Genomic DNA, 23803 nt, shown 5'->3' with positions numbered 1-23803 from the left:
GGCGGCTCCGCTGTGGTTTCCAGGCCGTCCTCTACTTCCGTTCGTGTCGAGCGAAGTCGAGACACCCATAGGAAGCGCGTGCCTTCGCGTGTCTCGACTTCGCTCGACACGAACGGGATTTATACGTTGGCTTGACCGCTCCCGCCCGAAGACCGCTTACCCCGCCCGCGCCGTGATCACGCCGCACACGATGCGGTCGCCGCTGTTGCCGCTCGGGTCGGTCTTGTAGTCGTCGGCCTTCGCATGGATGACGAAAGCCGCACCGTCGGCGTCGAGCAGCGCGCCGTCGCCCGACAGGCGCGAGCCGACGAGACGCAGCGTCGCGCGGCCGATCGTGTCGGGTTCGATCACCAGATTGGGCATGTCGCCATGATGCGCGCCCATCGGATTGTCGCGGCCGTGCTGGACGTTCGTCGGGTTCCAATGCGGACCGGCGGTCGTATATTTGGGCGCGTCGCATTTGCCGACAGCGTGGACGTGCATGCCATAGGTGCCGGCGGCAAAACCGCGCGCGACGAGTTCGAGGCGCAGGCCGTCCGTATCGCGATAGACGTCGACGCGGCCGCGGTCGGCGCCGCGCGCGTCGAACAGCTGCGCGCTGGCGTCGGCGACGGGCAGGTTCGAACCGGGATCGTCTTTCTTGCCCATCGTCTTGCAGCCGCCGAGGGCGACGACCGACAGGGCGAGCGCCCCGATGCCGAGGTTACGGATCATGGTCGAACGCATCGTCATTCTTTTGCTCCCCGGAAAAAGGCGTCGGACTCGCAATTCCGCAGCTACGAATTTGTTCCGTCCGCCGCGACGATGGCCCTATTCGCCGCTGGTGCCAATGGCGATGTGACGGAAGCCGTGGCGGACGACTTCGTCGCGGCGATAGATGTTGCGCAGGTCCACCAGCAATTTTTCGGTCATGCCCGCGCCGAGCCGCGCGAGGTCGAGCGCGCGGAAGGCGTCCCATTCGGTGACGATCGCGACCGCATCGGCGCCGTCGGCGGCGGCATAGGCGCTCGCCTTCATCTCGACCTCGGGCATCATCGGCGCGGCGATCTCCATGCCCTCGGGATCATAAGCCGTGACGCGCGCGCCGGCGTCGAGCAGGGTCTGGACGATGGCGAGGCTGGGCGAATCGCGCATGTCGTCGGTGTTCGGCTTGAAGGTCAGGCCGAGCAAGGCGACGGTCTTGCCGCGCGCACTGCCGCCGAGTGCGGTGACGATCTTGCGCCCCATCGCGCGCTTGCGGAGGTCGTTCGCCTGCACCGTCGCCTCGACGAGGCGCAGCGGCACATCATTGTCCTGCGCGGTCTTGAGCAGCGCGAGCGTGTCCTTGGGGAAGCAGCTGCCGCCGTAGCCGGGGCCCGCGTGGAGGAATTTGGCGCCGATGCGGTTGTCGAGCCCGATGCCGCGCGCGACGTCCTGCACCTCGGCACCGACGGCTTCGCAAAGGTCGGCGATCTCGTTGATGAAGGTGATCTTGGTCGCGAGAAAGGCGTTGGCGGCATATTTGATCATTTCCGCTGTGCGGCGGCGGGTGATCAGGATCGGCGCTTCGTTGAGGAAGAGCGGGCGATAGACTTCGCGCAGCACCGCCTCGCCGCGGACATCCTCGGCGCCGATGACGATGCGGTCGGGGCGCTTGAAATCGCCGATCGCCGCGCCTTCGCGCAGAAATTCGGGATTCGAGGCGACGCTGTGGCTGCGGCCGGGCGATCCTTCGCGCAGGATGCGCTCGACTTCGTCGCCGGTGCCGACGGGCACGGTCGATTTGGTGACGATCACGCAGTCGTGGCCGAGGGTGGCGGCGAGCTCCTCGGCGGCGCCGAAGACATAGGAGAGATCGGCGTGCCCGTCGCCGCGGCGCGACGGGGTGCCGACCGCGATGAACACCGCATCGGCGCCGGCGACCGCGGGGGCAAGTTCGGTGGTGAAGGCGAGGCGGCCCGCGGCGACATTGGCGGCGACAAGCGCGTCGAGCCCGGGCTCGTAGATGGGCATGCGGCCGGCGTGGAGCGCGTCGATCTTTGCCGCATCCTTGTCGACGCACACGACGTCATGACCGAAATCGGAGAAACAGGCACCCGAGACGAGGCCGACATAGCCCGTTCCGATCATGGCGATTTTCATGGCTCACCCTTTATTGCTGGAGGCGGCGCGTCTTTAGGGGGAATGGCGCGAAAGGAAAAGCGGTCATGTGGGGGCGCGGCCGCGATGGCGGTGTTAGGGTGGGGAGCGAACGCTTGCTCTGTCCAAAGTTCAGGAAAGTTCAGCCCTGTGCGCCCCGCATCAGAACCTAGGCGACCGCTTCTGTCGATCGAGTGACGAGCCGGAATCGGCGCTTGCACAGCCGGATAATGTGGAAAAGCCTTTTTTGAAGACGGCGGCGCTTTTGGGGTGGATTTGACACCTCAAACCCCTCCTCTTCAGAGCAGGGGCGGGGAATGTCCGCTACCGCCCGAAACCCGCCATCGACCCCGCCACCCGCCAAAGGAAAAGGGCCGCGAATTGCTTCGCGGCCCCTACCTTTTCACGCGGTCCGATCAGCGATCAGAAGACGCGCGCATATTGTTCGTTGCCGACAAAGCCGAGCTTGCCGACGCCGCTGCGCTTGATCACCGCCATCACGCGGTCGACCACGATGTAACGCGCATAGGGGTCGGGCTGAACCTGAAGTTCGGGTTCGACCGGCAGCGCCTTGGTCTGGAGCAGGTAATTTTCGAGCTGCGCCAGGTCGACCGGCGTGCCGTTCCAGGTGATCGTCCCCGCGGGGTCGATCATCACCTTGTTCTTTTCCGGATCGACATTGCTTTCGGCATCGGTCGGCACCGGCAGGTCGATCTTCACCGCGTGGGTCTGGACCGGGATGGTGATGATGAACATGATGAGGAGCACGAGCATGACGTCGATCAGCGGCGTCGTGTTCATATCCATCATCGGTTCATTTTCGTCCCGATCGCCAACGGCCATGGACATAGGATTATTCCTTTATAACTAGCCGGAGCGCCTTAGAGGCGGCCCATCGTGCCCGAGCCGGGCGCCGGTTCGGAAATGAACCCGATCTTCTGGAAGCCGGCGAACTGCATCGTGTAGATCACCCCGCCGATGCACTGGTACGGCGTGTTGACGTCGCCGCGGATGTGCACTTCGGGGAAATTTTCCTCGGTGATGTTCTCGACCCCGCCGATGTCGGCGATCAGATCTTCGAGCTTCTTTTGCCCACGTTCCAGCAGCACCTTCGAATCGACTGGGGTCTGGCCCCAATAGACTTCGCAGGCGGTGCTTTCAGGATTGGGCTCGCCGTCGCCGTCGGTGTCCGCCGAGCGGACCGAGAGCAACACGTTTTCGGGCTTCGTCGTCGTCACTTCGAACGCCACATCGGGCAGCTTGAGGTTCACCGTCTCCAACACCACGGGAACCGTGATGAGGAAGATGATGAGCAACACAAGCATGATGTCCACGAGCGGCGTCGTGTTGATTTCGGACATCGGGGCGTCTTCGCCACCGCTTTCGCCTACACTCATCGACATAGGATCAGCATCCTGTCACAAATTGTTTCATGGGACGATCCGGCCCCCGAAGCGCCGCGCGGAGGCGGCGGCGACGGGCGCCGGATGGCCGATCTTACTTCTTGGGCGCGGCAGCCGGGGCCGCAGCCTTGCCGGCGGGGACGACCGGCTTCACCTGGCCACCCGACATGATCGAACCCAGAACGTCGTTCGAGAAGGTCGACAGACGGCGGGCGATCGCCTTGTTGCGGCTCTGCAGCCAGTTGAACGCGAGCACCGCGGGAACCGCGACGATCAGACCGATGGCGGTCATGATGAGCGCTTCACCGACCGGACCGGCGACGGTGTCGATCGAGGCCTGGCCCGACGCACCGATCTTCACCAGCGCGCGGAGAATACCGATAACGGTACCGAACAGGCCGACGAACGGCGCGGTCGAACCCACGGTCGCGAGGAAGGCGAGGCCGCCGTTGAGCTTCGAGTTGATGTGGTTCTGCGAACGCTCGAGCGTGCCGTGCATCCAGTCATGCGCTTCAACGGGGTCGGTCAGCTTGTTATGCTCTTCGTTGGCGCGCAGACCGTCTTCGACGACCTGGCGATAGGCGCTGTTCTTTTCGAGCTTGGCAGCCCCTTCGGCCAGCGTCGGCGCGCGCCAGAAATTGGCGTCGACGGCCTTGCCCTGGTTCATCACCTTATTCTGTTCGAACAGCTTGGTGAACAGGATGTAGAGCGTGCCGACGAACATGATCAGCAGGATGAGGAAGGTCAGCTGCGAGACGACGCCGCCTTCGCAGAGCGCGGGAACGAGACCATAGGGGCTCTGACCCTCTTCCTTCACGCACATCGAGGCGGGCATCAGGCTGAGGCCGGCTTCGTGGGCCGCCGCGGGAGCGGCAGCAGCTGCATTTGCGATCAGATTAAACATATAGGATATTCCCTCTCAAAGTCCGAAAATCGAGAAACGTGGATATGGAGGCGGATACCGGCGCCGATCAGCGCGGAATCTGCCACCGGATACGATTGCTGTAGGTGCCACCCGTCGGGTTGCCCGCACGGTCCTTGCCCGGATTGAACCGGCCGCGGCGCGTGATGAGCTTGCAGGTCTCGGCATCGAGGTCGGCATGGCCGCTCGAAGCGGTCACGTCGCACGACGTGATCCGGCCATCGGCGCTGTAGGTGACGCGGAATCCGGTCGTCCCCTCGCGCTCTTCGCGCATGGCACGCGCCGGATAGTCGTCGTTGGTCGCCCAGCGGCCGGGGTTGCCGCGCGGCGTACCGGCGGCGCTGAGATCCGGAGCCGGCGGCGGCGCCGGCGGAGCGGGCGGCGTGTAGACCGGCGGCGGCGGAAGCCGCGGCGGAGTCGGCACCGACTGCACGGTGTTCGTGCTCACCGGCGGCGGAATCGGCGACGGGGGAGTCACGACCGGCGGCGGCGGCGGCAGAACATTGTCCGGCGGCGGCGGCGGCGGCGGCTCCTCGGGCGGCGGCGGCTCTTCGACGTCCACCACGTCCAATTTCTCGGCAATCTTCTTGACGATGCTGATGTTCAAGCCGTTGACCAGGCCATAGCCCAGAACAGCGGTGAACAGACCGACCAAGACGATTGCCACTACCCTGTTTTTAGGGTCGACATTATCACCATAAGCCATTCAGGGACGACGCTCCTTGCTAGATCATCCTGACACCAATCCATACCGTCGGGGGGAAGTTGCCAAATGCCCGGATGTTTTCCGATGCGTTCCGCAGACCCGGCGGGCTAGCGACCGGCTGTTCTGTTCTTACCGGCCGCTTCGTCGCACGTCCTATCGCGGTGGCGGCGAGTTCGCAAACCCTTTATCAGCGGTTAATGTGGGGCGCGCCATGATGGCACGCCGCCGATGCAACCGGTGTCAGAGACAAAAGAAAAAGGACCAGCCATGCGTATCCTCCTCCCCGTGACCCTTGCCGCGCTGGTCGGCTTAAGTGCTGGAATCCCCGCCGTTTCGGCGATGCAGGCGCCGATGGCAGCGGCACCCGCCAGCCCCTACAGCTATGCCGACGTCGCCGACCTGGCCACCGCCGCGCCGATGGCGATCCACGCGCGCGTCGCCTCGGCCACCGTGCTCAAACCCGAACGCGCGCCCGGCGTCGCCGCGGGGCACAGCCGATTCTATGTCGAGGCCGACGTGATCAGCCTGATTCGCGGCAACGGGCCGCTCGCGGCGCGCATCGCCTATCTGGTCGACCTGCCCAATGCGGCGAACGGCAAGCCGGTCAAGCTCAAGAAGAAGCAGCCGCTGCTGCTCTTCGCGCGCCCCGTCGCGGGGGCGACCGCGGGAAGCAGCAGCACCGGCAGCGTGCGGCTCGTCGCACCCGACGCGCAGCTGCCGTGGGATCCCGCGACCGAGGCGCGGCTGCGCGCGATCCTGACCGAGCTGGTCAAGCCCGGCGCGCCGCCCGCGATCACCGGGGTCGACAATGGATTCCACGTCCCCGGCTCGCTGCCCGGCGAGGGCGAGACGCAGCTGTTTTTCAACACCGCGACGGGCGAGCCGATGTCGCTGACGATCCTGACGAGCCCCGACGGGTCGCGCCGCTGGGCCGCGGCGTTCGGCGAGATCGTCGATGGGTCGGCGGCGGTGCCCGCGCGCGATACGCTCGCCTGGTACCGCCTCGCCTGCGGCCTGCCGCGCCAGTTGCCGATGAGCAGGCTCAAGGGTAGCGGCCCTGCCGAGCAGCGCAAGGCGGCGTCGGACTATGCGATCGTGCTCGGCGCACTCGGTGACTGCACGCGCACGCGCAAGCCGCCGGTGGGGTAAAGCGGAACTAGGACCAGGCAAAGGCGCGTGGCTCTTGTTTCGTTGCAAAAAGCCGATAGGGCGCAGGCCTCATATTAGGAGTGCCCGAATGTCGCCTGTCCCTGCCCCCGCTGCCCCCCGTCCGCCGCTGCGCGTCGCGCTCGCGGGGCTCGGCGTCGTCGGCGGCGGGGTGGTCAAGCTGTTGCAGGCGAACCGCGAGCTGATCGCACGTCGCGCGGGCCGAGCTGTCGAGATCGTCGCGCTGTCGGCGCGCGACCGGCACAAGGACCGCGGGGTCGACCTGTCGCCCTATCGCTGGGAAGACGACCTCGGTGCGCTGGTCGCGGCCGACGACGTCGATGTCGTCGTCGAGATGATCGGCGGTGCCGACGGCATGGCGCTGACGCTCGCCCGGCAGGCGCTTTCCAGCGGCAAGGCGCTGGTCACCGCGAACAAGGCGATGATCGCGCATCACGGGCTCAACCTAGCGCGGCTTGCCGAGGAAAAGGACACGCCGCTGAAATATGAGGCCGCGGTCGCGGGCGGCATCCCGGTGATCAAGGCGATCCGCGAGGGCGCGTCGGCCAACGAGATCGCGCGCGTCTATGGCATCCTCAACGGCACCTGCAATTATATCCTGACGCAGATGGAGCGGAACGGCGCGAGCTTCGCCGACGCGCTCGCCGCGGCGCAAGCCGAGGGATATGCCGAGGCCGACCCGAGTTTCGACGTCGACGGAATCGACGCCGCGCATAAATTGTCGATCCTGGCGGCGCTGTGCTTCGGCACCAAGCTCGACATCGACGCGGTGGCGACGAACGGCATCCGCGACCTGATCGCCGCCGACATCCGCGAGGCCGAGGCGCTGGGCCACCGCGTGCGGCTGATCGGCATGGCCGAGCGCGACGGTGCCAAGAATGGCGGCGCCCTCTACCAGCATGTCCAGCCGTGCCTCGTCCCCGCGGACCATCCGCTCGCTTATGTTCCCGGCGCGCTCAACGCGGTGGTCGCCGAGGGCAACTTCGTCGGCCGGCTGTTCTTCGAGGGCGCGGGTGCAGGCGCGGGGCCGACGGCGTCGGCGATCGTCGCCGACATCATCGACATCGCGCGCGACGAATATGGTCCGGCCTTCGCGATGCCCGTCGATGCGCTCGACCAGGCGCCCAAGGCCGATGCCGGCGCGCGGGTCGGCAAACATTATGTCCGACTGGTGGTCGAGGACCGCATCGGCGTGCTCGCCGAGATCGCGACGGCGATGCGCGATGCCGGCGTGTCGATCGAGAGCTTCATCCAGCGCGGCACCGACGACCAGGACGGCGTGGTGATCGCGATCGTCACCCACGAAGGCCCGGCGCGCGCGATCGCCGCGGCGCTGGCCACGCTGGCGGCGTCGGACCATGTCGTGGGCGCCCCGATGCATATGCCGATTTTGGCGTTGTAGCGGACAGCACCTTCCCCCTCGATGGGGGAAGGATATGAAGCCTTATCGCCGCAGGCGACTAGGCGGAGTTGGATGGGGGGTGAGGGTGCGTCCTTGCTCTATTCGCTTCAGGCCGAAACCGCTCCCCCAACCGCTGCGACTAGGGCGCAAGCGCCCAAGTCTCGCTGCCTCCCCCATCAAGGGGGAGGAAGGTGTCCGCCGCTTGCAATCGCCCTTTCCCCTGTTACCCATGGCCTGGGGAGCAATGGGGGCGTTTTCATGGACATCGATATCGGGCGCGGGCTGGGCGAGGCGCGCCGGTTGGCGGGCGAGCATTGGCAGGCGCTGCTCGCCTATGCCGTGCTGGGCGTCGTGCTGCCGTATCTGCTCCTGTCGAGCGAGCCGATCTTCAGCCTGCGCAATTTGATGGCGATCGCCGCCGATCCCTGGACCTATCGTGTCGGCGGCTCGATCGCCGGGCCGCTCTACCTGCTGGGCATCGTCACGGTGATCGTGATGGGGGCGATGCTGGCGGCGTGGAACGCGTTGCTGGCCGAGATGCGCGAGGGCTATATTTCGGAGATCATGTACGGGATGGTCGCGGGCTTCGCCTATCTGCTCGCCTATGTGCTGCTTTATTTCGTCGTCGGACTGGTAGTGGTGGTGCCCGTCGTCCTCGCGATGGGCGCCGCCGAATGGCTGATGAACCCCGTCGTCGCGGCGATCCGCCAACTCGTCTTTTCGCTGTTTGGAACATGGCTGCTCGCGCGCTTCTGCCTGGTCGGGCCGATCATGGCGGCGCGCGGGTCGCTCGAGCCCTTTTCGCCCTATGCCGAATCGTGGCGACGCACCGCGAGCAAGCAATGGTGGCTGTTCGGATTTTTCCTGCTTTACAACGTCGCCTTCGGCATCGCGTTCGGCGCGCTGGGGGCGCTGCATTTCTATGTCATCACGACCAACGCGCCGGGCGGGCTGGTCGAGACGCTGATGAGCATCGGCTGGGTGCTGTTGTTCGGCATCTATTTCGCGGCGCAGCTGCTGATCCCCGCCGGCCTGTATCGCGCGTCGGAGCCCGGCACCACGGCGGCCGAAGTTTTTGCCTAGGGCTCTTCCTCGGCGGGCGGCGGCGGCACGCCGGTATCGGGGTCGGTCGCGCGCTTCGCCATTTCGTAGAGATGGTTATATTCGGGGCCGGGCGGAAAGCGGCCGCCGAGCGACATCCAGTTATAGGGCAGGCGGTCGAGCGTCATCGCGCTCACCGGCTGGTGCGGGATGCTGTCCTTGGTCGACGTGCCAATCCCGGCGATCGCGCGCAGTTCGGGCGACAGGCGGTGACGGTCGGTGTCGCTGCCGCACACCTCGATCGCGCCGTCCTCGCCGGGTTTGCAGCGCTTGATCGGATCGACGAGTTCCTTCGCCTTGGCCGCGGCGGTCGCGGCATCGACGGACGGCTTGGGCGCGGGCGGCCCGTAGACAGGGGTGGGCGGCGTCGCGGGCGGGGCTTCCTGCCCCGCGGCGGGCGTCACGATCACGACACAGGCGGCGGCGAAAGCCGCGGCGAATCGCGCGATGGTTTCTCGACAAGCGGCGTTACCGACCATATGGCGCCCACCATGCCGACGGGGCGGAACAAGTAAAGACGGAGAGTGAGCGACATGACGAAGACCGGCAGCAACCTCGACCGGGTGCTCGTGCTCGAAATGGTGCGCGTCACCGAAGCCGCGGCGATCGCCGCAGCCAAGCTGATCGGGCGCGGCGACGAAAAGGCCGCCGACGCCGCCGCGGTCGAGGCGATGCGCGACGCGTTCAACGACCTCTATATGGACGGCACGATCGTCATCGGCGAGGGCGAGCGCGACGAGGCGCCGATGCTGTTCATCGGCGAGAAGGTCGGCAATGCGCCGGGCAAGGGGCCCAAGATCGACATCGCGGTCGATCCGCTGGAGGGCACGACGATCACCGCCAAGGCCGGCCCCAATGCGCTGGCGGTGCTGGCGATCGCCGAGGAAGGCTGCCTGCTCAACGCCCCCGACGTCTATATGGACAAGCTCGCGGTCGGCCCCGGCTATTCGCCGAACATCGTCAATTTCGGCAACAGCATCCGCGAGAATGTCGAGGCGGTGGCGCGCGAGAAGGGCTGCGGCCCCGACGGCGTCATGGTGTGCGTGCTCGACCGCCCGCGCCACGAGGCGATGATCGCCGAGCTGCGCGCGCTGGGCTGCGGCGTCGCGCTGATCCCCGACGGCGACGTCGCCGGGGTGATTGCGACCACCAACCCCGAGACCAATATCGACATCTATATGGGGTCGGGCGGCGCCCCCGAGGGCGTGCTCGCGGCGGCGGCGCTGCGCTGCGTCGGCGGGCAGTTCAAGGGCCGCCTGCTGTTCCGCAACGACGACGAGCGCAAGCGCGCGGCGAAATGGGGCGTCGAGGACCTCGACCGCGTCTATGACCTCGAAGACCTCGCCAAGGGCGATGTGATCTTTGCCGCGACGGGGGTGACCGACGGCTCGCTGCTGCGCGGCGTCAAGCACCGCCGCGACGGGGTGATGACCACCGAAACGGTGGTGATGCGCGCGTCGTCGGGAACGGTGCGCTGGGTGAAGGGCGAGCACCGGCTGGGGTAGTTCGGGCTTCAGGCCCGGTCACATGTCGGTCGCGCCGGCGGAGCAACGCCGCCACGCAAGCCCCCTCCTGTCCACCCGGGCGAATCCTGGCGGCTTCATTCGAACGCGGCCGACGCCACGCCGCCTGAATTATAGACTGGTCCCTCCTGCGCGACCGCAAACTTCCGGCTGACGGCGTGCGTCAGGCCGAACGCGGAAACATGCGCGAGCATGCCGCGATATTGCGGGCCGGCCAGGTGACTGGCCAAGGCGCCGGCGCTTTCCCACTCCTCAAAGACATGCACTCGCGCGGGGTTGTGCGGATCGGCGGTCCAGAAATAGCCGAGGCATCCGGGCTGCGCCTGCGCCCCTTCGATCCAGCCTTGCGCGCCCGCGAGCGCCTCGGCGCGGCGGGCCGGGTCCAGATCGACCTTGGCTTCGACGATGATCTTCATGTATCGCTCTCCGATCGCCGCGACGAACGAAATTGTCTGCTGACGAAATACCAGCGCCCGTCGATTTTCGCGCACTGGTCCGCATATTCCCCGAAATCGCGGCGCATCTCCCCGTCGCGCCAATAGGTTTCGCAGGTGTAGGACCGCATCGTCGCCGTATCGCCGGCGACCGTCATCGCGCCGGGCCACGCCTGAAACACGAGCCCCGGAAAGCCGCGCATCGCCGCGGTCCAGGTCTCCACCACCGCCGACTTGCCGACTAACTCCCCAAAACCCGCAAGGTCCCAGCGGCAGGCTTCGACCCAGGTCGCAGCCCAATCGGCGCCATCGTTGCGACACACTGCGTCCGCATAGGAATCGAGCAAATCGCGCAGCGCGAGACGATCCTCCAGGGGACCTGAAAAAGCCATCCGCCTCTCCTCCTTCGCGCCCGTCGGATCGAGGGTCGCCGCGCCGATTCTTATGCCGCGCGGCGGATCGAAAGCGCACTAGTCATTGCGCTAAACACCGCGCTCAAAATATCCCCGCCGCAATGCCCTCCGCCAGCGCGGCGCCGAGGTCGCGGGCTTCGGCGAGGCGGGCGGCGGGGATCGTCTTGGGCGCGAGGATTGCCTCGGGGGTCTGCGCCGCGGTGTTCACGATGACGGCGTCGGCGACGCGTTTCAGCCGCCAGCCGGTGGCGATGCGGTCGAGCTGGCGCTGCGCGCCCTCGCCGTCCGAGCCCGCGCAGACGATCGTCGCATAGGGGCGGCCTTCGAGTTTCCCCAGGCAGGGATAATAACAACGATCGAACATCTCCTTCATCGCGCCCGACAGCGCGGCGAGATTTTCGGGGCCGATAAAGAGATAGCCGCTCGCCGCGATCAGATCGTCCGGCGTCACATCGTCCGCCGCGAGCAGGCGCGCGGTCGCAGCGCCCTCCGCGGCGGCGCGCGCGAGGGCTTCGCTGCCGCCGGTGCGGCTGTGCCAGACGATCAGGAGGTGCGGCGCGGCGGTCATGCGGCGATGCTTGCCAAGCCGCGGCGCGGCGCGCAAGCTGGCTCCCGAAGAGGGGGAGATAGTTCATGCGCCGACTGACCACCGTGCTGCTTGCCAGCTGCCTGCCGTTCGCCGCCATCGCGCAGGACGCCGCGAGCGAGGCGACGCGCACCGCGCAGGCCGAATTGGCGAAGCGCCTGCCGCTCGATGACCCGCGCGACATGGCGAATGCGACGCGCGGCAAGCTCGGCGAAATCCCCGGCGGGGTGATCCTGACCAAGGACGGCAAGACGGTGTGGGACCGGCGGCCCTACGAGTTCCTGAACGCGGCCGAAGCGCCCGACACGGTGAACCCGTCGCTGTGGCGGCAGGCGCGGCTCGATGCGGTGCATGGGTTGTTCGAGGTGGTGCCGGGCAAGATCTGGCAGCTGCGCGGCTACGACATCTCGGTGATGACGATCATCCGCGGCAAGTCGGGCTGGATCGTCGTCGATCCCCTGCTGTCCGAGGAGGCCGCGGCGGCGGGGTGGAAGCTGTTCGCCGACACGGTCGAGGTCAAGGAGGGCAGGAAGCCGATCAAGGCGGTGATCTTCAGCCACAGCCACAGCGACCATTTCGGCGGGGTCGGCGGGATCGTCACCCCCGAACAGGTGGCGAAGGAGAAGATCCGGATCATCGCGCCGCACGGCTTTTCGGAGGAAGCGACCGCCGAGAATGTCCTCGCGGGGACCGCGATGGGGCGGCGCGCCTTGTACATGTTCGGATCAATCCTCGCGCCCGGACCCGCGGGGCAGGTCGACACGGGGCTGGGGCCCAAGCTGTCGTCGGGGACCATCGGCTATATGGAGCCGACCGAGACCGTCGGCGAAAAGGGCGGCACGCTGACGATCGACGGGCTGGCCTTCGACTTCCTCGACGCCGGCGGGACCGAGGCGCCGTCGGAGTTCGTCTTCTATATCCCCGCCTATAAGGCGCTGCACACGACCGAGGTGGTGACGCACACGCTGCACAATGTGCTGACCTTGCGCGGGGCGCAGGTGCGCGATGCTTTGCACTGGTCGAAGGTGATCGACGCGACGCTCGTGAAATGGGGCGGCAAGGCCGAGGTGGCGATGGCGTCGCACCATTGGCCGACCTGGGGGGCGGGCGAGGTGAGCGAATTGCTCGCGAACCAGCGCGACGCCTATCGCTATGTCCACGACCGCACGCTGTTTCTCGCCAATCGCGGCGCGACCTTGCACGAGCTCGCCGACGCGACCGCCGAGGCGCCGGTGCAGGCGCGCGATTTCGCGACGCGCGGCTATTATGGCACGCTGAACCACGACCTGAAGGCGGTCTATCAGCGCTATTTCGGCTGGTGGGACGGCAATCCGGCGAACTTCAATCCGATTCCGCCCGAGCAGTCGGCGCCCAAATATGTCGAACTGGCGGGCGGCGCCGACAAATTGCTGGCGGCGGGAAAGAAGGCGATCGCGGCGGGCGACTATCGCTGGGCGGCCGAGCTGCTGAACAAGCTGGTGTTCGCCGAGCCCGAGAACAAGGAGGCGCGCGCGGCGCTCGCCTCGGCCTATGACCAGCTCGGTTACCAGGCCGAGTCGGGGGCGTGGCGCAACTATTATTTGGCGGCAGCGGCCAGCCTGCGCGGCAACGCGGTCGAAAGCGTGTCGGGCAACGGGCAGAGCCGCAGCTTCGTCAGCGCGATCCCGACCGCGGTCTTCTTCGATGCGCTCGCGACGCGGTTCGACGCCGCGAAGGGCAGCAGCCTCAAGGGAACTTTCCAGTTCGTTTTGCCCGACAGCAAGGAGAGCGTTGCGGTGGTGGTCGGCGGCGGGGTCGAATTCCCGCGCTACGGCTTTACCGACCCCGCGCCAGCCGCGACGATCACCATCGACCGCAAGATACTCGACGATGTGATGCTGGGGCAGGCGCAATTCCCGGCGCTGATGCAGTCGGGCGCCATAAAGATCGACGGCGACCGGATGGCGTTCCTGAGCTGGTTCGCGCTGCACCCGCCCGCGGACCCGCGTTTCAATGTGGTTGTCCCCTAAGCCCCTGACCGACTACGGAGGATCATGACCGACACCGACGCCCCGGCGCACCCGACCGACCCCTTCGACCCCAATGCGCTCAACACGAGCGAGGGGCTGGACCCCGTCGACCCGCGCTATACCCATGTGCTGCGCGTCACGACCGCGATGAACCTGATTCCGCTGGCGATCGCGGCGAGCGTGTTCGACGCGCTGCTGATCCGACATCTCGAGGGACCGTACGGGCTGATTACGGCGCTAGCCTGGCTGATCGCGATCCTGATGATCGTCACCTTTCCCGCGCGGCGGATGCAGCGCTGGGGCTATCGGATCGGCGAGGGGCAATTGCGCGTCGCGCGCGGCTGGATGTTCCGCACCGACACGATCGTGCCCTTCGTGCGCGTCCAGCATATCGACGTCGGGCAGGGGCCGGTCGAGCGCTGGTTCGGCCTGTCGCACCTGATCGTCCACACATCGGGCACGCACAACAGCACGGTCACCCTGCCCGGCCTGCCCGCCGACCTCGCCGCCGCGATGCGCGAGACGATCCGCCGCCATATCCAGACCGATTTCGCATGAGCGACGCCGCCCTGCCCGTTTCCGACAGCGCGGGCGCCGAACCGAACTGGCAGCGGCTGCACCCCGCGACGCTGGCGCTGGCGATCGTCAAGCTCGGCCCGCGCAGCCTGAACTTCCTGCCCGCGGTCGCGGCGCTGGGTTTCACCGGCAACTGGATCTGGATCGTCCCCGCGATCCTCGCCTTCATCATGATCTCGCTCGCCTTTGCCTGGTTGAACTGGCTGCGCTTTCGCTTTTTCGTGGGCGACGACGAAGTGGTGATCGAAAGCGGGGTGCTGTCGCGCCAGCACCGCACCATCCCGTTCGACCGCATCCAGGACGTCGGCATCGAGCAGGGCCTGGTCGCGCGCGCGCTGGGCATCGCCAAGGTCGGTTTCGAGACCGGCGCCGGCGGCGCGGGCAAGGAGAATGAGGCCAATCTCGACGCCATCTCGCTCGAGGCGGCGCAGGCGCTGCGCACGACGATCCGTGCGCATCGCAGCGGGGCGGTCGCGGCGTCCGCCGCCTCCCCTGTCGGCGAGGCGGCGCCCATCGCCGCGCCCGTCGCCGAAGAAGACCGGCTGCTCTTTGCGATGGGGCCGCGGCGATTGCTGGTCGCGGGGCTGTTCAACTTCTCGCTCGCCGCGCTCGCGGTGGTCGGCGCCACGATGCAATTCTTCGACGATCTGCTGCCCTTCGACTTCAACATGTTCAGCCCCTCCGACTGGATCGACCTCGCGGGGCAGTACGGCCTCGATCAGTGGGTGATCGCGCACCGCTGGATCGCGGGACTGGGCGCGCTCTTTTCGCTGCTGCTGATCGGTTTTATCAGCGGCATCGCGACGATGGTCTTCGCCAACTGGGGCTTCCGCCTGACGCGCGAGCCCAAGTCGCTGCGCCGTACGCGCGGGCTGACGACGCGCACCGACGTCGCGATTCCGGTGCGCCGCGTGCAGGCGGCGATTCTGGTCACCGGCTGGTTTCGCCGGCGCTTCGGCTGGCACCAGCTGCGGCTGCAAAGCCTGGCGAGCGACGGCGGCAAGGAAAAGGACCATGAGGTCGTCCCCTTCGCCAAACTCGACGAGATCGACCCGGTGCTGGGCGAGATCGCGATCCCGCGGCCCGCGGGCGACGCCGATTGGCAGCACAGCCACCGCATCGTCGCGCTGGGCGGCTTCGTGGGGTCGGTGGGCGCAACGCTGGGCGGGCTGACCGCGGTGTCGTTCGGCCAGTCGCTCGGGTGGCTCGGCCCGGTCGCGGGGGTGCTGATCGCGCTCGGATCGCTGTTCGGCGCGCGTTTCCATCGCTGGATCGACCTCGGCGACCGTGTCGCGATCCGGCGCGGGATGTGGAAGCCCAAGACGACCTTGCTGCCGCATGCGTCGGTGCAGAGCGCCGACCTCAAGACCGACTTCATCCTGCGCCCGCTGGGCCTCGCGACGCTCGTCTTCGGCGTGCCGGGCGGCAGTTCGCTCGCCAGCCATGAAATCCCGGCGATCCCGCGCGGCGTCGCGGAAGAGTTGCGCGCGCGCATCCTGACCGCCAAAGCACGGGCATGACCGACACCGCTCTGGGTATCACACGCTCGATCGCCGGGCAGCCATGGCATTGGCGCCGCGCGAGCGCCGACATGGCGTCGGAAAATCTGGCGCCCGACGATCTGGTGACGCAATTGCTGCTCGCGCGCGGGGTGGCGCGCGACGACCTCGAGCGCCAGCGCGTGCCGACGCTGCGCGGCTTCATGCCCGACCCGGCATTGTTCAGGGATATGGACAGCGCCGCCGCGCGGCTCGCCGATGCGGTCGAAGCCAAAGAGGCGATCACCATCTTCGGCGATTACGACGTCGACGGCGCGACCTCGGCGGCGTTGCTCGTGCGGCTGCTGCGCGACCTCGACGTGCCCGTGGGCGCCTATATCCCCGACCGGCTGATGGAGGGCTATGGCCCCTCGGGCGCGGCGCTGGTGAAGATCGGCGCGGCGGGGTCGAAGCTGGTCGTCACCGTTGATTGCGGCGCGCAGGCGTTCGAAGCGATCGCCGAGGCCAATGCCGCGGGGGTCGAGACGATCATCGTCGACCATCATCAATGCGCGACGACGCTGCCCGCGGCCTTTGCGGTGGTGAACCCGAACCGGCTCGACGAGGTGCCCGACGCGGCGGTGCACGGCAATCTGGCGGCGGTCGGGGTCGCCTTCCTGCTCGGCGCGGCCTTGCTGCGCGAGCTTCGCACGCGGGGCTTTTTCGCGAATCGGGCCGAGCCGGCGCTGATCGAATTGCTCGACTTGGTCGCGCTGGGCACCGTCGCCGACGTCGCGCGGCTGACCGGGTTCAATCGCGCGCTGGTGACGCAGGGGCTGAAGATCATGGCGCGGCGCGGAAATATCGGGCTCGCGGCGCTGATGGATGCGGCGCGGCTGACCAAGGCGCCGACGGCGACCGACATGGGCTTTGCGCTGGGGCCGCGGATCAACGCGGGCGGGCGCGTCGGCAAGTCGGACCTCGGCGTGCGGCTGCTCACCACCTCGGACCCCGACGAGGCCGCGGAGATTTCGCAGGAGCTCAATCGGCTGAACGAGGAGCGCCGGGCGATCGAGGCGGGGGTGCTCGAGGAAGCGCTGGCGATGAGCGAGCGCGCGGGCAATGCCCCGGTCGCGATCGTCGCGGGGCCGGGCTGGCATCCGGGCGTGATCGGCATCGTCGCGGGACGGCTCAAGGAGAAATTGCACCGCCCGGCGATCGTGATCGCGGTGGACGAGGCGGGCGTCGGCAAGGGATCGGGGCGCTCGATCAGCGGCGTCGACCTGGGCGCGGCGATCCTTGCCGCCAAGGAAATGGGGCTGCTCGTCGCGGGCGGCGGGCATGCGATGGCGGCGGGGCTGACCGTCGCCGCCGACAAGCTCGATGCGTTTGGCGCGTTCCTGAACGAACGCTTGGCGGCCGATGTCGAGCGCGCGAGCGGCGACCGCGCGCTGCTGATCGACGCGGTGCTGGCGCCGCGCGGAATCAGTCCGCTCTGGTGCGAGGCGATCGAGAGCGCGGGGCCGTACGGCGCCGGCTGGCCCGCGCCGCGCGTCGCGACGGGGCCGGTGCGAATCGTCGAGGCGGGGATCGTCGGCACCGACCATGTCCGGCTGATCGTGTCGGGCGACGACGGCGCGCGCTTCAAGGCCATCGCCTTCCGCAGCGCCGAGACCGAGCTGGGGCAGACCCTGCTCCATGCGCGCGGGCGCAAATTATGGCTCGCGGGCCGCGCGAAACGCGACGATTGGGGCAGCCGCCCCGCCGCCGAACTGCATCTGGAAGACGCGGCGTTCGCCGATTAGCGGTTGCGGTGCAGCGAAGCGCTTGACCGCAAACTTATGCCCGTCTAAGGCGCCCGCTCACCGAACGACGGCCCCTTCGTCTAGCGGTCTAGGACGTCGCCCTTTCACGGCGAAAACACGGGTTCGAGTCCCGTAGGGGTCACCATCGGCGGTCGTTAGCGCGGCCCCTTCGTCTAGCGGTCAGGACGTCGCCCTCTCACGGCGAAAACACGGGTTCGATTCCCGTAGGGGTCACCAGCTTTTCCAAACCCGGCAGTCAGATGCTCCGCCCCGCCGCGGCCCAATGGGGATCGCGCAGCAGGCGCTTGCGGATCTTGCCCGTCGCCTCACGCGGCAGCGCGGCGGTGAGTTCGATCCGTTTCGGGATCTTGTAGCCCGCGAGCCTGGGCTTCAGCCCTTCCCGAATCGCCTCGACCGTCAACGTTGCGCCCGCTTCGGGTTCGACCACCGCCATCAGCGCTTCGCCGGTGATGGCGTCGGGGATGCCGAACACAGCGCAGTCGGCGACGCCCGCGATGGTCTGCAGTGCCGCCTCGATCTCCGCCGGGTAGATGTTCACGCCGCCCGAGATGACGAGGTCGCGCTTGCGGTCGCAGAGGAAGAGCCGGCCCTCGCCGTCGAGATAGCCGAGGTCGCCCGAGGCGAGCAGGCCGCCCCGGTCGAGCGCGGCGCGGTCGGCGTCGCGGCCGAGATAGGTGAAATCGGGATAGCCCGGATTGCGCGACTGGACCTCGCCGATTTCGCCCGCGGGCAGGCGCTGTCCCGCGTCGTCGACGATCGCGATCTCGACCCCTGGGATCGCGCGGCCGACGGTACCGGGGTGGGTGCTCCATTCGGCGCTCGACACATGGGTGATCGGGCCGGCCTCGGTCGAGCCATAATATTCCTCGATCACCGGGCCGAGCCAGTCGATCATCGCCGCCTTGACCGCGGGGGCGCAGGGGCCGCCGGCGTGGAGGACGAATTGCAGCGACAAAAGATCGTGCGCGTGGCGCTGCGCCTCGGGCAACGCGAGCAGGCGGGTGAACATCGCGGGCACGGCATAGAGATGCGTGATACGGTGGCGTTCGATGGCGGCGAGCAGGCCTGCGGGATCGAAGCGCGCGGGGAGCACGAGCAGATCGGCGAGCGCGGCGGCGCGGTGCGCGAAGAGATTGGGCGCGGTGTGATAGAGCGGGGCGGGCACGAGCACGCGCGATCCGGGGCCGATACCGTAGATCAGCGTGCGCATCGCGTCGCTCGCTGCCGCTTGTTCCGCGATGGCGGGGCGGCGCTTGACCCCCTTGGGATGGCCGCTGGTGCCCGAGGTGTAGATCAAGGATTCGGCGGCAGGCGGCGACGGCTTCGTCCAGGGGGTCGCGGCGGCGAGGATGGCGTCCCAGTCCTCCCCGGCAGCCACGGGCCCGGCGGTGCGATACGCCGCCGCGATCGCGGGCGGCACGGGGACGGCGATCGCGGGGCAGGGCAGCGCGTCGGCGACGCTGGCGAGCAGGTCGGCGTGCGCGACGAGCAGCCGGGCACCGCAGTCGCCGAGGACATAGAGGATTTCGTCGGGGGCGAAGTGCCAGTTGACGGGCACGCAATAGGCGCCGAGGCGGCGGCACGCGAGGCTGGCCTCGAGAAAGGCGATGTCGTTGCGTAGCAACAGCGCGACGCAATCGCCCGACCCGACCCCGCGCGCCGCGAAGGCCCCGGCGGCGGCATCGACGCGCGCGGCGAGATCGGCGCCGTCGATGGCCCGGTCGTCGGTGATGATGCGCAAATGCCCCTCCTTCTTGCCCTGATTCCGGATTTAATTAGTATACTAACTACTCCCCACGTGCGCGCCAGCGCGAAATCGTTGCGGGGCGGATTCGTCTCTTCTCCGATCTGGCGCCGGGGCGGAAGTATCTGCGCTGTCCGGCCGCGGCCCGGCGCGGCAGCAAGGAGCGGTGAGCGAAGATCAGGGACAGATCCAGCTGATATTGCCCGATGCGATCGAGCGCAGCGCCTGTTTCCGCGCGCTCGTCGCGGGGGCGCCGCGCGTGGTGCGCGGCTTTGCGAGCGGCGAGGATTATCTGGCGGCGGGAGCCGAGGCCGCGAGCGGCATCATAGTGATGCGCTGGGAGCAGCCCGACGGCGGGGGTGCGGCGTTGCTCGAGCGGCTGTGCGGGCGGGCCGACATCGTGCTGCTGGTCGCTGCCGAGCGGCTGAGCCTCGCCGAATCGCGGGCGATCCTGCGCAGCGGCGCCTATGACCTGCTGTCCGCGCCGCTCGATCCGCGCGCCGTGCGCCCGGCGGTCGACGCGGCGACGGGCGAATGGCGGGCGCGGCGCGAAGCCGAGGCGCGGCGGCGCGAGGCGGCGGCACGGCTCGCGGCGCTGACCCCGCGCGAGCAGGATATCCTCGAGGCGATCGCGGCGGGACTGGGCAATAAGGCGATCGCCCGCAGGCTCGAGCTCAGCCCGCGCACCGTGGAGGTGCACCGCGCGAACATCATGCGCCGCGCCGAGGCGGGGAGCATCGCCGAACTGCTGCGGCTGCGCTTCGTCGCCGAGGCGGGTGATATGGTCCGAAGCGGAGCATGATCGGCGGCGCGGCGTGACCGGACGTGCGGCACGCATCCTATAGAGAGGATGAGCGGCGCGTGCCCCTGAGTTGGTCCCCGGGGGTGCTGCCGTTCGATCGCGCGGCCGGGCCACCCACGCGGCCGTTCCAACCACCGGCGGGGCCGGCGAGGGTCCCCCTTCGCCGGCCCCAACTGGTTTTGCCTTAGGCCGCGACGAGCGCGCGCTGTCCGGCGCGGCCCATCGAGAGCAGGATTGGGTCCGATGCCTGCCGCGCCATGAAGTCGGCCTTGCCTGCGATCCCCTGCCATTCGATCCCGATCAGCGACTGCGCGATCGCGCCGCCCAATGTGTCGCCGGGGCCGGGCAGGATGATCACGTCGGGGGCGAACTCCTTGACCGCGACCTGCACCGAGAGCGCGAAATCATAGGGCGCGAGGACCTGGTGGCCGAAGGTATAATCCCACACGGCATCGGGGTCCGACGAAAAGCGGCGCCAGATATGGCCGCGGCCGTCGACCATCGGGATCGCGGGCGGCGCGAAGAGCGACGCGGACAGTTCGGCTTTGGCCTTTTGCGAGCTGCCGAACATCAGCGGGGTGTGGAAGGGGCCGTGGCCCGCGAGGCGCAGCGGATCGCGGCCGGGGGTCGGCGGGGCTTCGGCCAAGAGCGCGGCGAGACCTTCCTCATTGCCCGCGAGGACGAGCATGCCGGCGAGGTCGATCGAGAGCGCGAGGTCGTGGCCGGGGCGGGCGTCGATCGCGGCGACGAGATCGACAATTGATTCGCGGAGACCGGGGACGGGGCGCCAGTCCTCGTCGACGACCTGCAGCAATATCTGCCCGCCGGGGCCGTGGGTCTGGCTGTTGAGGCCCATCGCGTTCGCGATGCGGAAACCGTCCGCGACCGACACCGCGCCGCCCAATGCGAGCGCGCTGTACCAGCCCATCGAATTGCCCGCGACGGCGACGATGTCATATTGGTCGCGGTCGATGCTCAGATAATCGAGCGCGGTGGCGGTGTAGATCAGCGGTGCCGCGACATCGCCGCGCATGTGCGTCGCGATGCTGAAGCGCTCGGCGCCGTCGAGTTCGGTGACGGTCGGCTGGCCGCGCTCGGCGCGTTGGGCGTCGAAGTTCGCGATGACGTCTGCGAAGCGTGTGCCGTGGAGGCGCGCAATGCTGCCGAGTTCGCCCTTGCCATAGGTGCCGCGGCCGGGGGCGATGACGAGCGCGGTCTTCTTCGCGCTCATGCGAGCAACTCCTTCGCGGCGGCGTAGATCGAATCGCGGCTCGGCAGCGTGAGCGTCGCGGCCCGGCCGAGCGGGATGAAGCTGTCTTCGGCGGCGATCCGCTTGAGTTTTTGGTCGGGGATGCGCTCGACGAAACTCGCCATCAGCGCCTCGCTCTGCGAGCCGGTGATGCGGCATTCGTCGACGATCAATATGCGCTTTGCGTCGCCGACCGCGGCGACGAGCTTGTCCTCGTCGACCGGGCCGAGCCAGCGCAGGTCGATCACGCGCGCCTCGACGCCATCGGCGGCGAGCAATTTCTCGGCCTGCCGCGAGAGATAATATCCGTTACCGTAAGTGACGATCGCGAGGTCGGTGCCGTCGCTATGGACGCCGACGTCGCCGAAAGCGATCGGCGTACCCTCGCCCGGCGCTTCATAGACGCTGGTCCACAGGCCGTCGCCCTCTTCGTGGAGGTCGCGGGTCATGTAGAGCGCGATCGGCTCGACGAACACCACCACGCGCTGCTCTTCGCGCGCCAGCCTTACGCATTCGCGCAGCATCGCGACGGCGTCGCGGCCGTTCGACGGCACCGCGAGGATCACGCCCGGAATGTCGCGGAAGACCGCGAGGCTGTTGTCGTTGTGGAAGTGGCCGCCGAAGCCCTTCTGGTAGCCGAGCCCCGCGATGCGGATCACCATCGGGTTGGTGTACTGACCGTTCGAGAAGAAGCTGAGCGTCGCTGCCTCGCCGCGGATCTGGTCCTCGGCATTGTGGACATAAGCGAGGAACTGGATCTCGGGCATCGGGACGAAGCCGTTATGCGCCATGCCGATCGCGAGGCCGAGGATCGCCTGTTCGTCGAGTAGGGTGTTGATCACGCGCGACGATCCGAAACGCTGGTGGAGCTTGGCGGTGACGTTATAGACGCCGCCCTTCGGTCCGACGTCCTCGCCCATGACGGCGATTTCCTTGTGCGCGAGCATCAAGTCGGCGAGCGCCCAGCTCAAAAGCCGCGCCATGTGCATCGGCTTGTCCATCTGGCCCGCGTCGCTGCCGAACATCGCCTTGCGGTCCTCGGCCGAGGGGGTGTTGGCGCGCACGACCTCGCGCTTCGGCGGGACGAGGCTGGCCATCACACCCGCGGGGGTGGTGATCTTGGGCCGCTGGATCGCCGCCTCGGCCTGCCGTGCGAGCGTCGCGCCGATGTCCTCATAAGTTTCGGCGATTTCGGCCGGGGTCATCCAGCCCTGCTGCGCCATCAGCGCCGCGCCCTTGAGCAAGGGGTCGCGCGCTTCGTCCGATTCGATCAGCGCCTTGGGGAGATAGGCGCCCTGTACGTCCGAACCCGCGTGACCGTAGAGACGCACCGTCGCCATATGGAGGAACACCGGTTTGCGCGTGCGGCGCGCGTAGTCGGCGGCTTCCTTGGCGCCCGCATAGGCCGAAGCGAGGTCGGTGCCGTCGCACTGGATATAGTGGAGACCCGCGCGGTGGCGGAACTGCGCCTCGATCCAGCCCGTCGGCGTGCGCGTCGAAATGCCGATGCCATTATCCTCGCAGAGGAAGATCAGCGGCATCGGCGAGCCTTGGAACGCCGCCCAGCCCGCGGTGTTGAACGCGCCCTGCGCGGTCGAATGGTTCGCCGAGGCGTCGCCGAAGCTGGTGAGCACCACCGCATCGTCGGGGAGCGGCAGGTCCTTCATCCCCTGCCGCCGCGCGATGCCGATCGAGAAGGCTGCGCCGACCGCTTTCGGGAGATGCGAGGCGATGGTCGAGGTCTGCGGCGGGATCGCGAGCGGTTTCGAGCCGATCACCTTGTGGCGACCGCCCGAAATCGGGTCCTCGCTCGACGCCGCGAAGCTCAGCAGCATGTCCCAGGTCGCGGTCTCGCCGGGCAGCTGGCGCGCGCGGTGGAGCTGGAAGGCGTTGGAACGATAATGGAGAAAGGCCATGTCGGTGACGCGGAGCGCCGCCGCGACCGCGGCATTGCCCTCGTGCCCCGACGAGCCGATCGTGTAGAAACCCTCGCCGCGCGCCTGGAGATGCCGCGACAGCCGGTCCATCTGGCGGCTGGTCAGCTGCGACAGGAAGATGTCGGTGGCCTCGGCGCGCGACAGGCCGGCGGTCGCGGGATCCGGCGCATCGGCGCGATCGGGCAGCCGGCCCGTCGCCAGCGCGGCGAGGAATTTTTCATGTACCGCCTGCGCCGCGTCCACGCCGTGTCTCCCATCGTCTCTTCGTTGCAGGCGCAACCATCGGCCCGCCCGCCGCGGCGCGCTATTATGGCGCGCGGGCGCTTGCAAGCATCTCTTGCCATCGCGCCGCCGGGCGCGCTACCACCAACGGCGATGACGATCCGGGGCGGAGCCAGTTTTTCAAC

22 protein-coding genes and 2 tRNA genes are annotated in these 23803 nt (G+C 68.0%); 11 read left to right on the top strand and 13 right to left on the bottom strand.

The window, feature by feature from the left end; translation table 11 throughout:
• Positions 1–156 precede the first annotated feature (156 nt).
• The 6 genes from BWQ93_RS16810 to BWQ93_RS16785 all read right to left on the bottom strand — a co-directional run bounded on the left by BWQ93_RS16810 (position 157) and on the right by BWQ93_RS16785 (position 5149).
• Positions 157–732 (bottom strand): superoxide dismutase family protein, encoded by a 576-nt coding sequence (locus BWQ93_RS16810; RefSeq protein WP_156878272.1) that lies wholly within the window; start codon positions 730–732, stop codon positions 157–159.
• Positions 733–810: 78 nt separating this feature from the next.
• Positions 811–2121 (bottom strand): UDP-glucose dehydrogenase family protein, encoded by a 1311-nt coding sequence (locus tag BWQ93_RS16805; protein ID WP_077031501.1) that lies wholly within the window; start codon positions 2119–2121, stop codon positions 811–813.
• 420 nt (positions 2122–2541) lie between these two features.
• Positions 2542–2967, bottom strand: coding sequence for an ExbD/TolR family protein (locus BWQ93_RS16800; protein WP_058807310.1), 426 nt, complete (start codon positions 2965–2967; stop codon positions 2542–2544).
• Positions 2968–2999: 32 nt separating this feature from the next.
• Positions 3000–3521, bottom strand: coding sequence for an ExbD/TolR family protein (locus tag BWQ93_RS16795; RefSeq protein ID WP_077031500.1), 522 nt, complete (start codon positions 3519–3521; stop codon positions 3000–3002).
• 94 nt (positions 3522–3615) lie between these two features.
• Positions 3616–4425 carry a MotA/TolQ/ExbB proton channel family protein gene (locus BWQ93_RS16790; RefSeq protein ID WP_198040407.1) on the bottom strand — a complete coding sequence of 270 codons (810 nt, stop codon included), beginning with the start codon at positions 4423–4425 and terminating at the stop codon, positions 3616–3618.
• 67 nt (positions 4426–4492) lie between these two features.
• Positions 4493–5149 carry an energy transducer TonB gene (locus BWQ93_RS16785; protein ID WP_077031499.1) on the bottom strand — a complete coding sequence of 219 codons (657 nt, stop codon included), beginning with the start codon at positions 5147–5149 and terminating at the stop codon, positions 4493–4495.
• A gap of 267 nt (positions 5150–5416) precedes the next feature.
• Between BWQ93_RS16785 and BWQ93_RS16780 the strand changes: the two genes are divergently transcribed.
• The 3 genes from BWQ93_RS16780 to BWQ93_RS16770 all read left to right on the top strand — a co-directional run bounded on the left by BWQ93_RS16780 (position 5417) and on the right by BWQ93_RS16770 (position 8801).
• Positions 5417–6298: a hypothetical protein gene (locus tag BWQ93_RS16780; RefSeq protein WP_077031498.1), complete on the top strand. Its 882-nt coding sequence runs from the start codon at positions 5417–5419 to the stop codon at positions 6296–6298.
• Positions 6299–6386: 88 nt separating this feature from the next.
• Complete coding sequence (locus tag BWQ93_RS16775) at positions 6387–7718, top strand: homoserine dehydrogenase (RefSeq protein ID WP_077031497.1); 1332 nt, start codon at positions 6387–6389, stop codon at positions 7716–7718.
• Positions 7719–7976: 258 nt separating this feature from the next.
• Entirely contained in the window at positions 7977–8801 is an 825-nt protein-coding gene (locus BWQ93_RS16770) for a hypothetical protein (protein ID WP_077031496.1), read from the top strand.
• On the opposite strand, the gene BWQ93_RS16765 is transcribed toward BWQ93_RS16770, so the two are convergent.
• Positions 8798–9298 carry a hypothetical protein gene (locus BWQ93_RS16765; RefSeq protein WP_077031495.1) on the bottom strand — a complete coding sequence of 167 codons (501 nt, stop codon included), beginning with the start codon at positions 9296–9298 and terminating at the stop codon, positions 8798–8800. The two genes, BWQ93_RS16770 and BWQ93_RS16765, sit on opposite strands and share 4 nt — an antisense overlap.
• Before the next feature lie 54 nt (positions 9299–9352).
• On the opposite strand from BWQ93_RS16765, the gene glpX reads away from it, so the two are divergent.
• Positions 9353–10324: a class II fructose-bisphosphatase gene (glpX, locus tag BWQ93_RS16760; protein WP_077032482.1), complete on the top strand. Its 972-nt coding sequence runs from the start codon at positions 9353–9355 to the stop codon at positions 10322–10324.
• Positions 10325–10419: 95 nt separating this feature from the next.
• On the opposite strand, the gene BWQ93_RS16755 is transcribed toward glpX, so the two are convergent.
• From BWQ93_RS16755 to BWQ93_RS16745, 3 genes are all read right to left on the bottom strand, one after another.
• The gene (locus tag BWQ93_RS16755; RefSeq protein WP_077031494.1) at positions 10420–10758 is read right to left on the bottom strand and encodes a putative quinol monooxygenase; all 339 of its coding nucleotides are present in this window, start codon (positions 10756–10758) and stop codon (positions 10420–10422) included.
• The gene (locus BWQ93_RS16750; protein WP_077031493.1) at positions 10755–11168 is read right to left on the bottom strand and encodes a nuclear transport factor 2 family protein; all 414 of its coding nucleotides are present in this window, start codon (positions 11166–11168) and stop codon (positions 10755–10757) included. Before BWQ93_RS16750 ends, BWQ93_RS16755 begins: the two co-directional genes overlap by 4 nt.
• Positions 11169–11271: 103 nt before the next feature.
• A complete protein-coding gene (locus BWQ93_RS16745) occupies positions 11272–11757 on the bottom strand; it encodes a flavodoxin family protein (protein ID WP_077032481.1) in 486 nt (161 codons plus the stop codon).
• A gap of 65 nt (positions 11758–11822) precedes the next feature.
• On the opposite strand from BWQ93_RS16745, the gene BWQ93_RS16740 reads away from it, so the two are divergent.
• The 6 genes from BWQ93_RS16740 to BWQ93_RS16715 all read left to right on the top strand — a co-directional run bounded on the left by BWQ93_RS16740 (position 11823) and on the right by BWQ93_RS16715 (position 17880).
• Complete coding sequence (locus BWQ93_RS16740) at positions 11823–13784, top strand: alkyl/aryl-sulfatase (protein ID WP_077031492.1); 1962 nt, start codon at positions 11823–11825, stop codon at positions 13782–13784.
• Positions 13785–13808: 24 nt separating this feature from the next.
• Positions 13809–14342, top strand: coding sequence for a PH domain-containing protein (locus BWQ93_RS21310; protein ID WP_077031491.1), 534 nt, complete (start codon positions 13809–13811; stop codon positions 14340–14342).
• Positions 14339–15880: a PH domain-containing protein gene (locus BWQ93_RS16730; RefSeq protein ID WP_077031490.1), complete on the top strand. Its 1542-nt coding sequence runs from the start codon at positions 14339–14341 to the stop codon at positions 15878–15880. The genes BWQ93_RS21310 and BWQ93_RS16730 overlap by 4 nt, the downstream gene beginning before the upstream one ends.
• Positions 15877–17643: a single-stranded-DNA-specific exonuclease RecJ gene (recJ, locus tag BWQ93_RS16725; RefSeq protein WP_077031489.1), complete on the top strand. Its 1767-nt coding sequence runs from the start codon at positions 15877–15879 to the stop codon at positions 17641–17643. The genes BWQ93_RS16730 and recJ overlap by 4 nt, the downstream gene beginning before the upstream one ends.
• 69 nt (positions 17644–17712) lie before the next feature.
• Positions 17713–17788, top strand: a tRNA-Glu gene (locus BWQ93_RS16720).
• Positions 17789–17805: 17 nt separating this feature from the next.
• Positions 17806–17880 (top strand) — tRNA-Glu (locus tag BWQ93_RS16715).
• 19 nt (positions 17881–17899) lie between these two features.
• On the opposite strand, the gene BWQ93_RS16710 is transcribed toward BWQ93_RS16715, so the two are convergent.
• Positions 17900–19405, bottom strand: coding sequence for an AMP-binding protein (locus tag BWQ93_RS16710; protein ID WP_156878271.1), 1506 nt, complete (start codon positions 19403–19405; stop codon positions 17900–17902).
• A gap of 169 nt (positions 19406–19574) precedes the next feature.
• Here BWQ93_RS16710 and BWQ93_RS16705 point away from each other — a divergent pair, with 169 nt between their 5' ends.
• Positions 19575–20210 carry a response regulator transcription factor gene (locus tag BWQ93_RS16705; RefSeq protein ID WP_232314640.1) on the top strand — a complete coding sequence of 212 codons (636 nt, stop codon included), beginning with the start codon at positions 19575–19577 and terminating at the stop codon, positions 20208–20210.
• A 184-nt stretch (positions 20211–20394) separates the two neighbouring features.
• Here the strand turns inward: BWQ93_RS16705 and BWQ93_RS16700 are convergent, their stop codons facing one another.
• Together BWQ93_RS16700 and BWQ93_RS16695 are read right to left on the bottom strand one after the other, a co-directional pair.
• Positions 20395–21441, bottom strand: coding sequence for an acyl carrier protein (locus BWQ93_RS16700; protein ID WP_077031486.1), 1047 nt, complete (start codon positions 21439–21441; stop codon positions 20395–20397).
• Positions 21438–23639 (bottom strand): dehydrogenase E1 component subunit alpha/beta, encoded by a 2202-nt coding sequence (locus BWQ93_RS16695; RefSeq protein WP_077031485.1) that lies wholly within the window; start codon positions 23637–23639, stop codon positions 21438–21440. The genes BWQ93_RS16700 and BWQ93_RS16695 overlap by 4 nt, the downstream gene beginning before the upstream one ends.
• Between the last annotated feature and the right edge of the window lie 164 nt (positions 23640–23803).

The sequence above is a fragment of the Sphingopyxis sp. QXT-31 genome, assembly GCF_001984035.1.
Lineage (GTDB): Bacteria > Pseudomonadota > Alphaproteobacteria > Sphingomonadales > Sphingomonadaceae > Sphingopyxis.
This window is presented reverse-complemented; position numbering and strand designations above follow the sequence as displayed.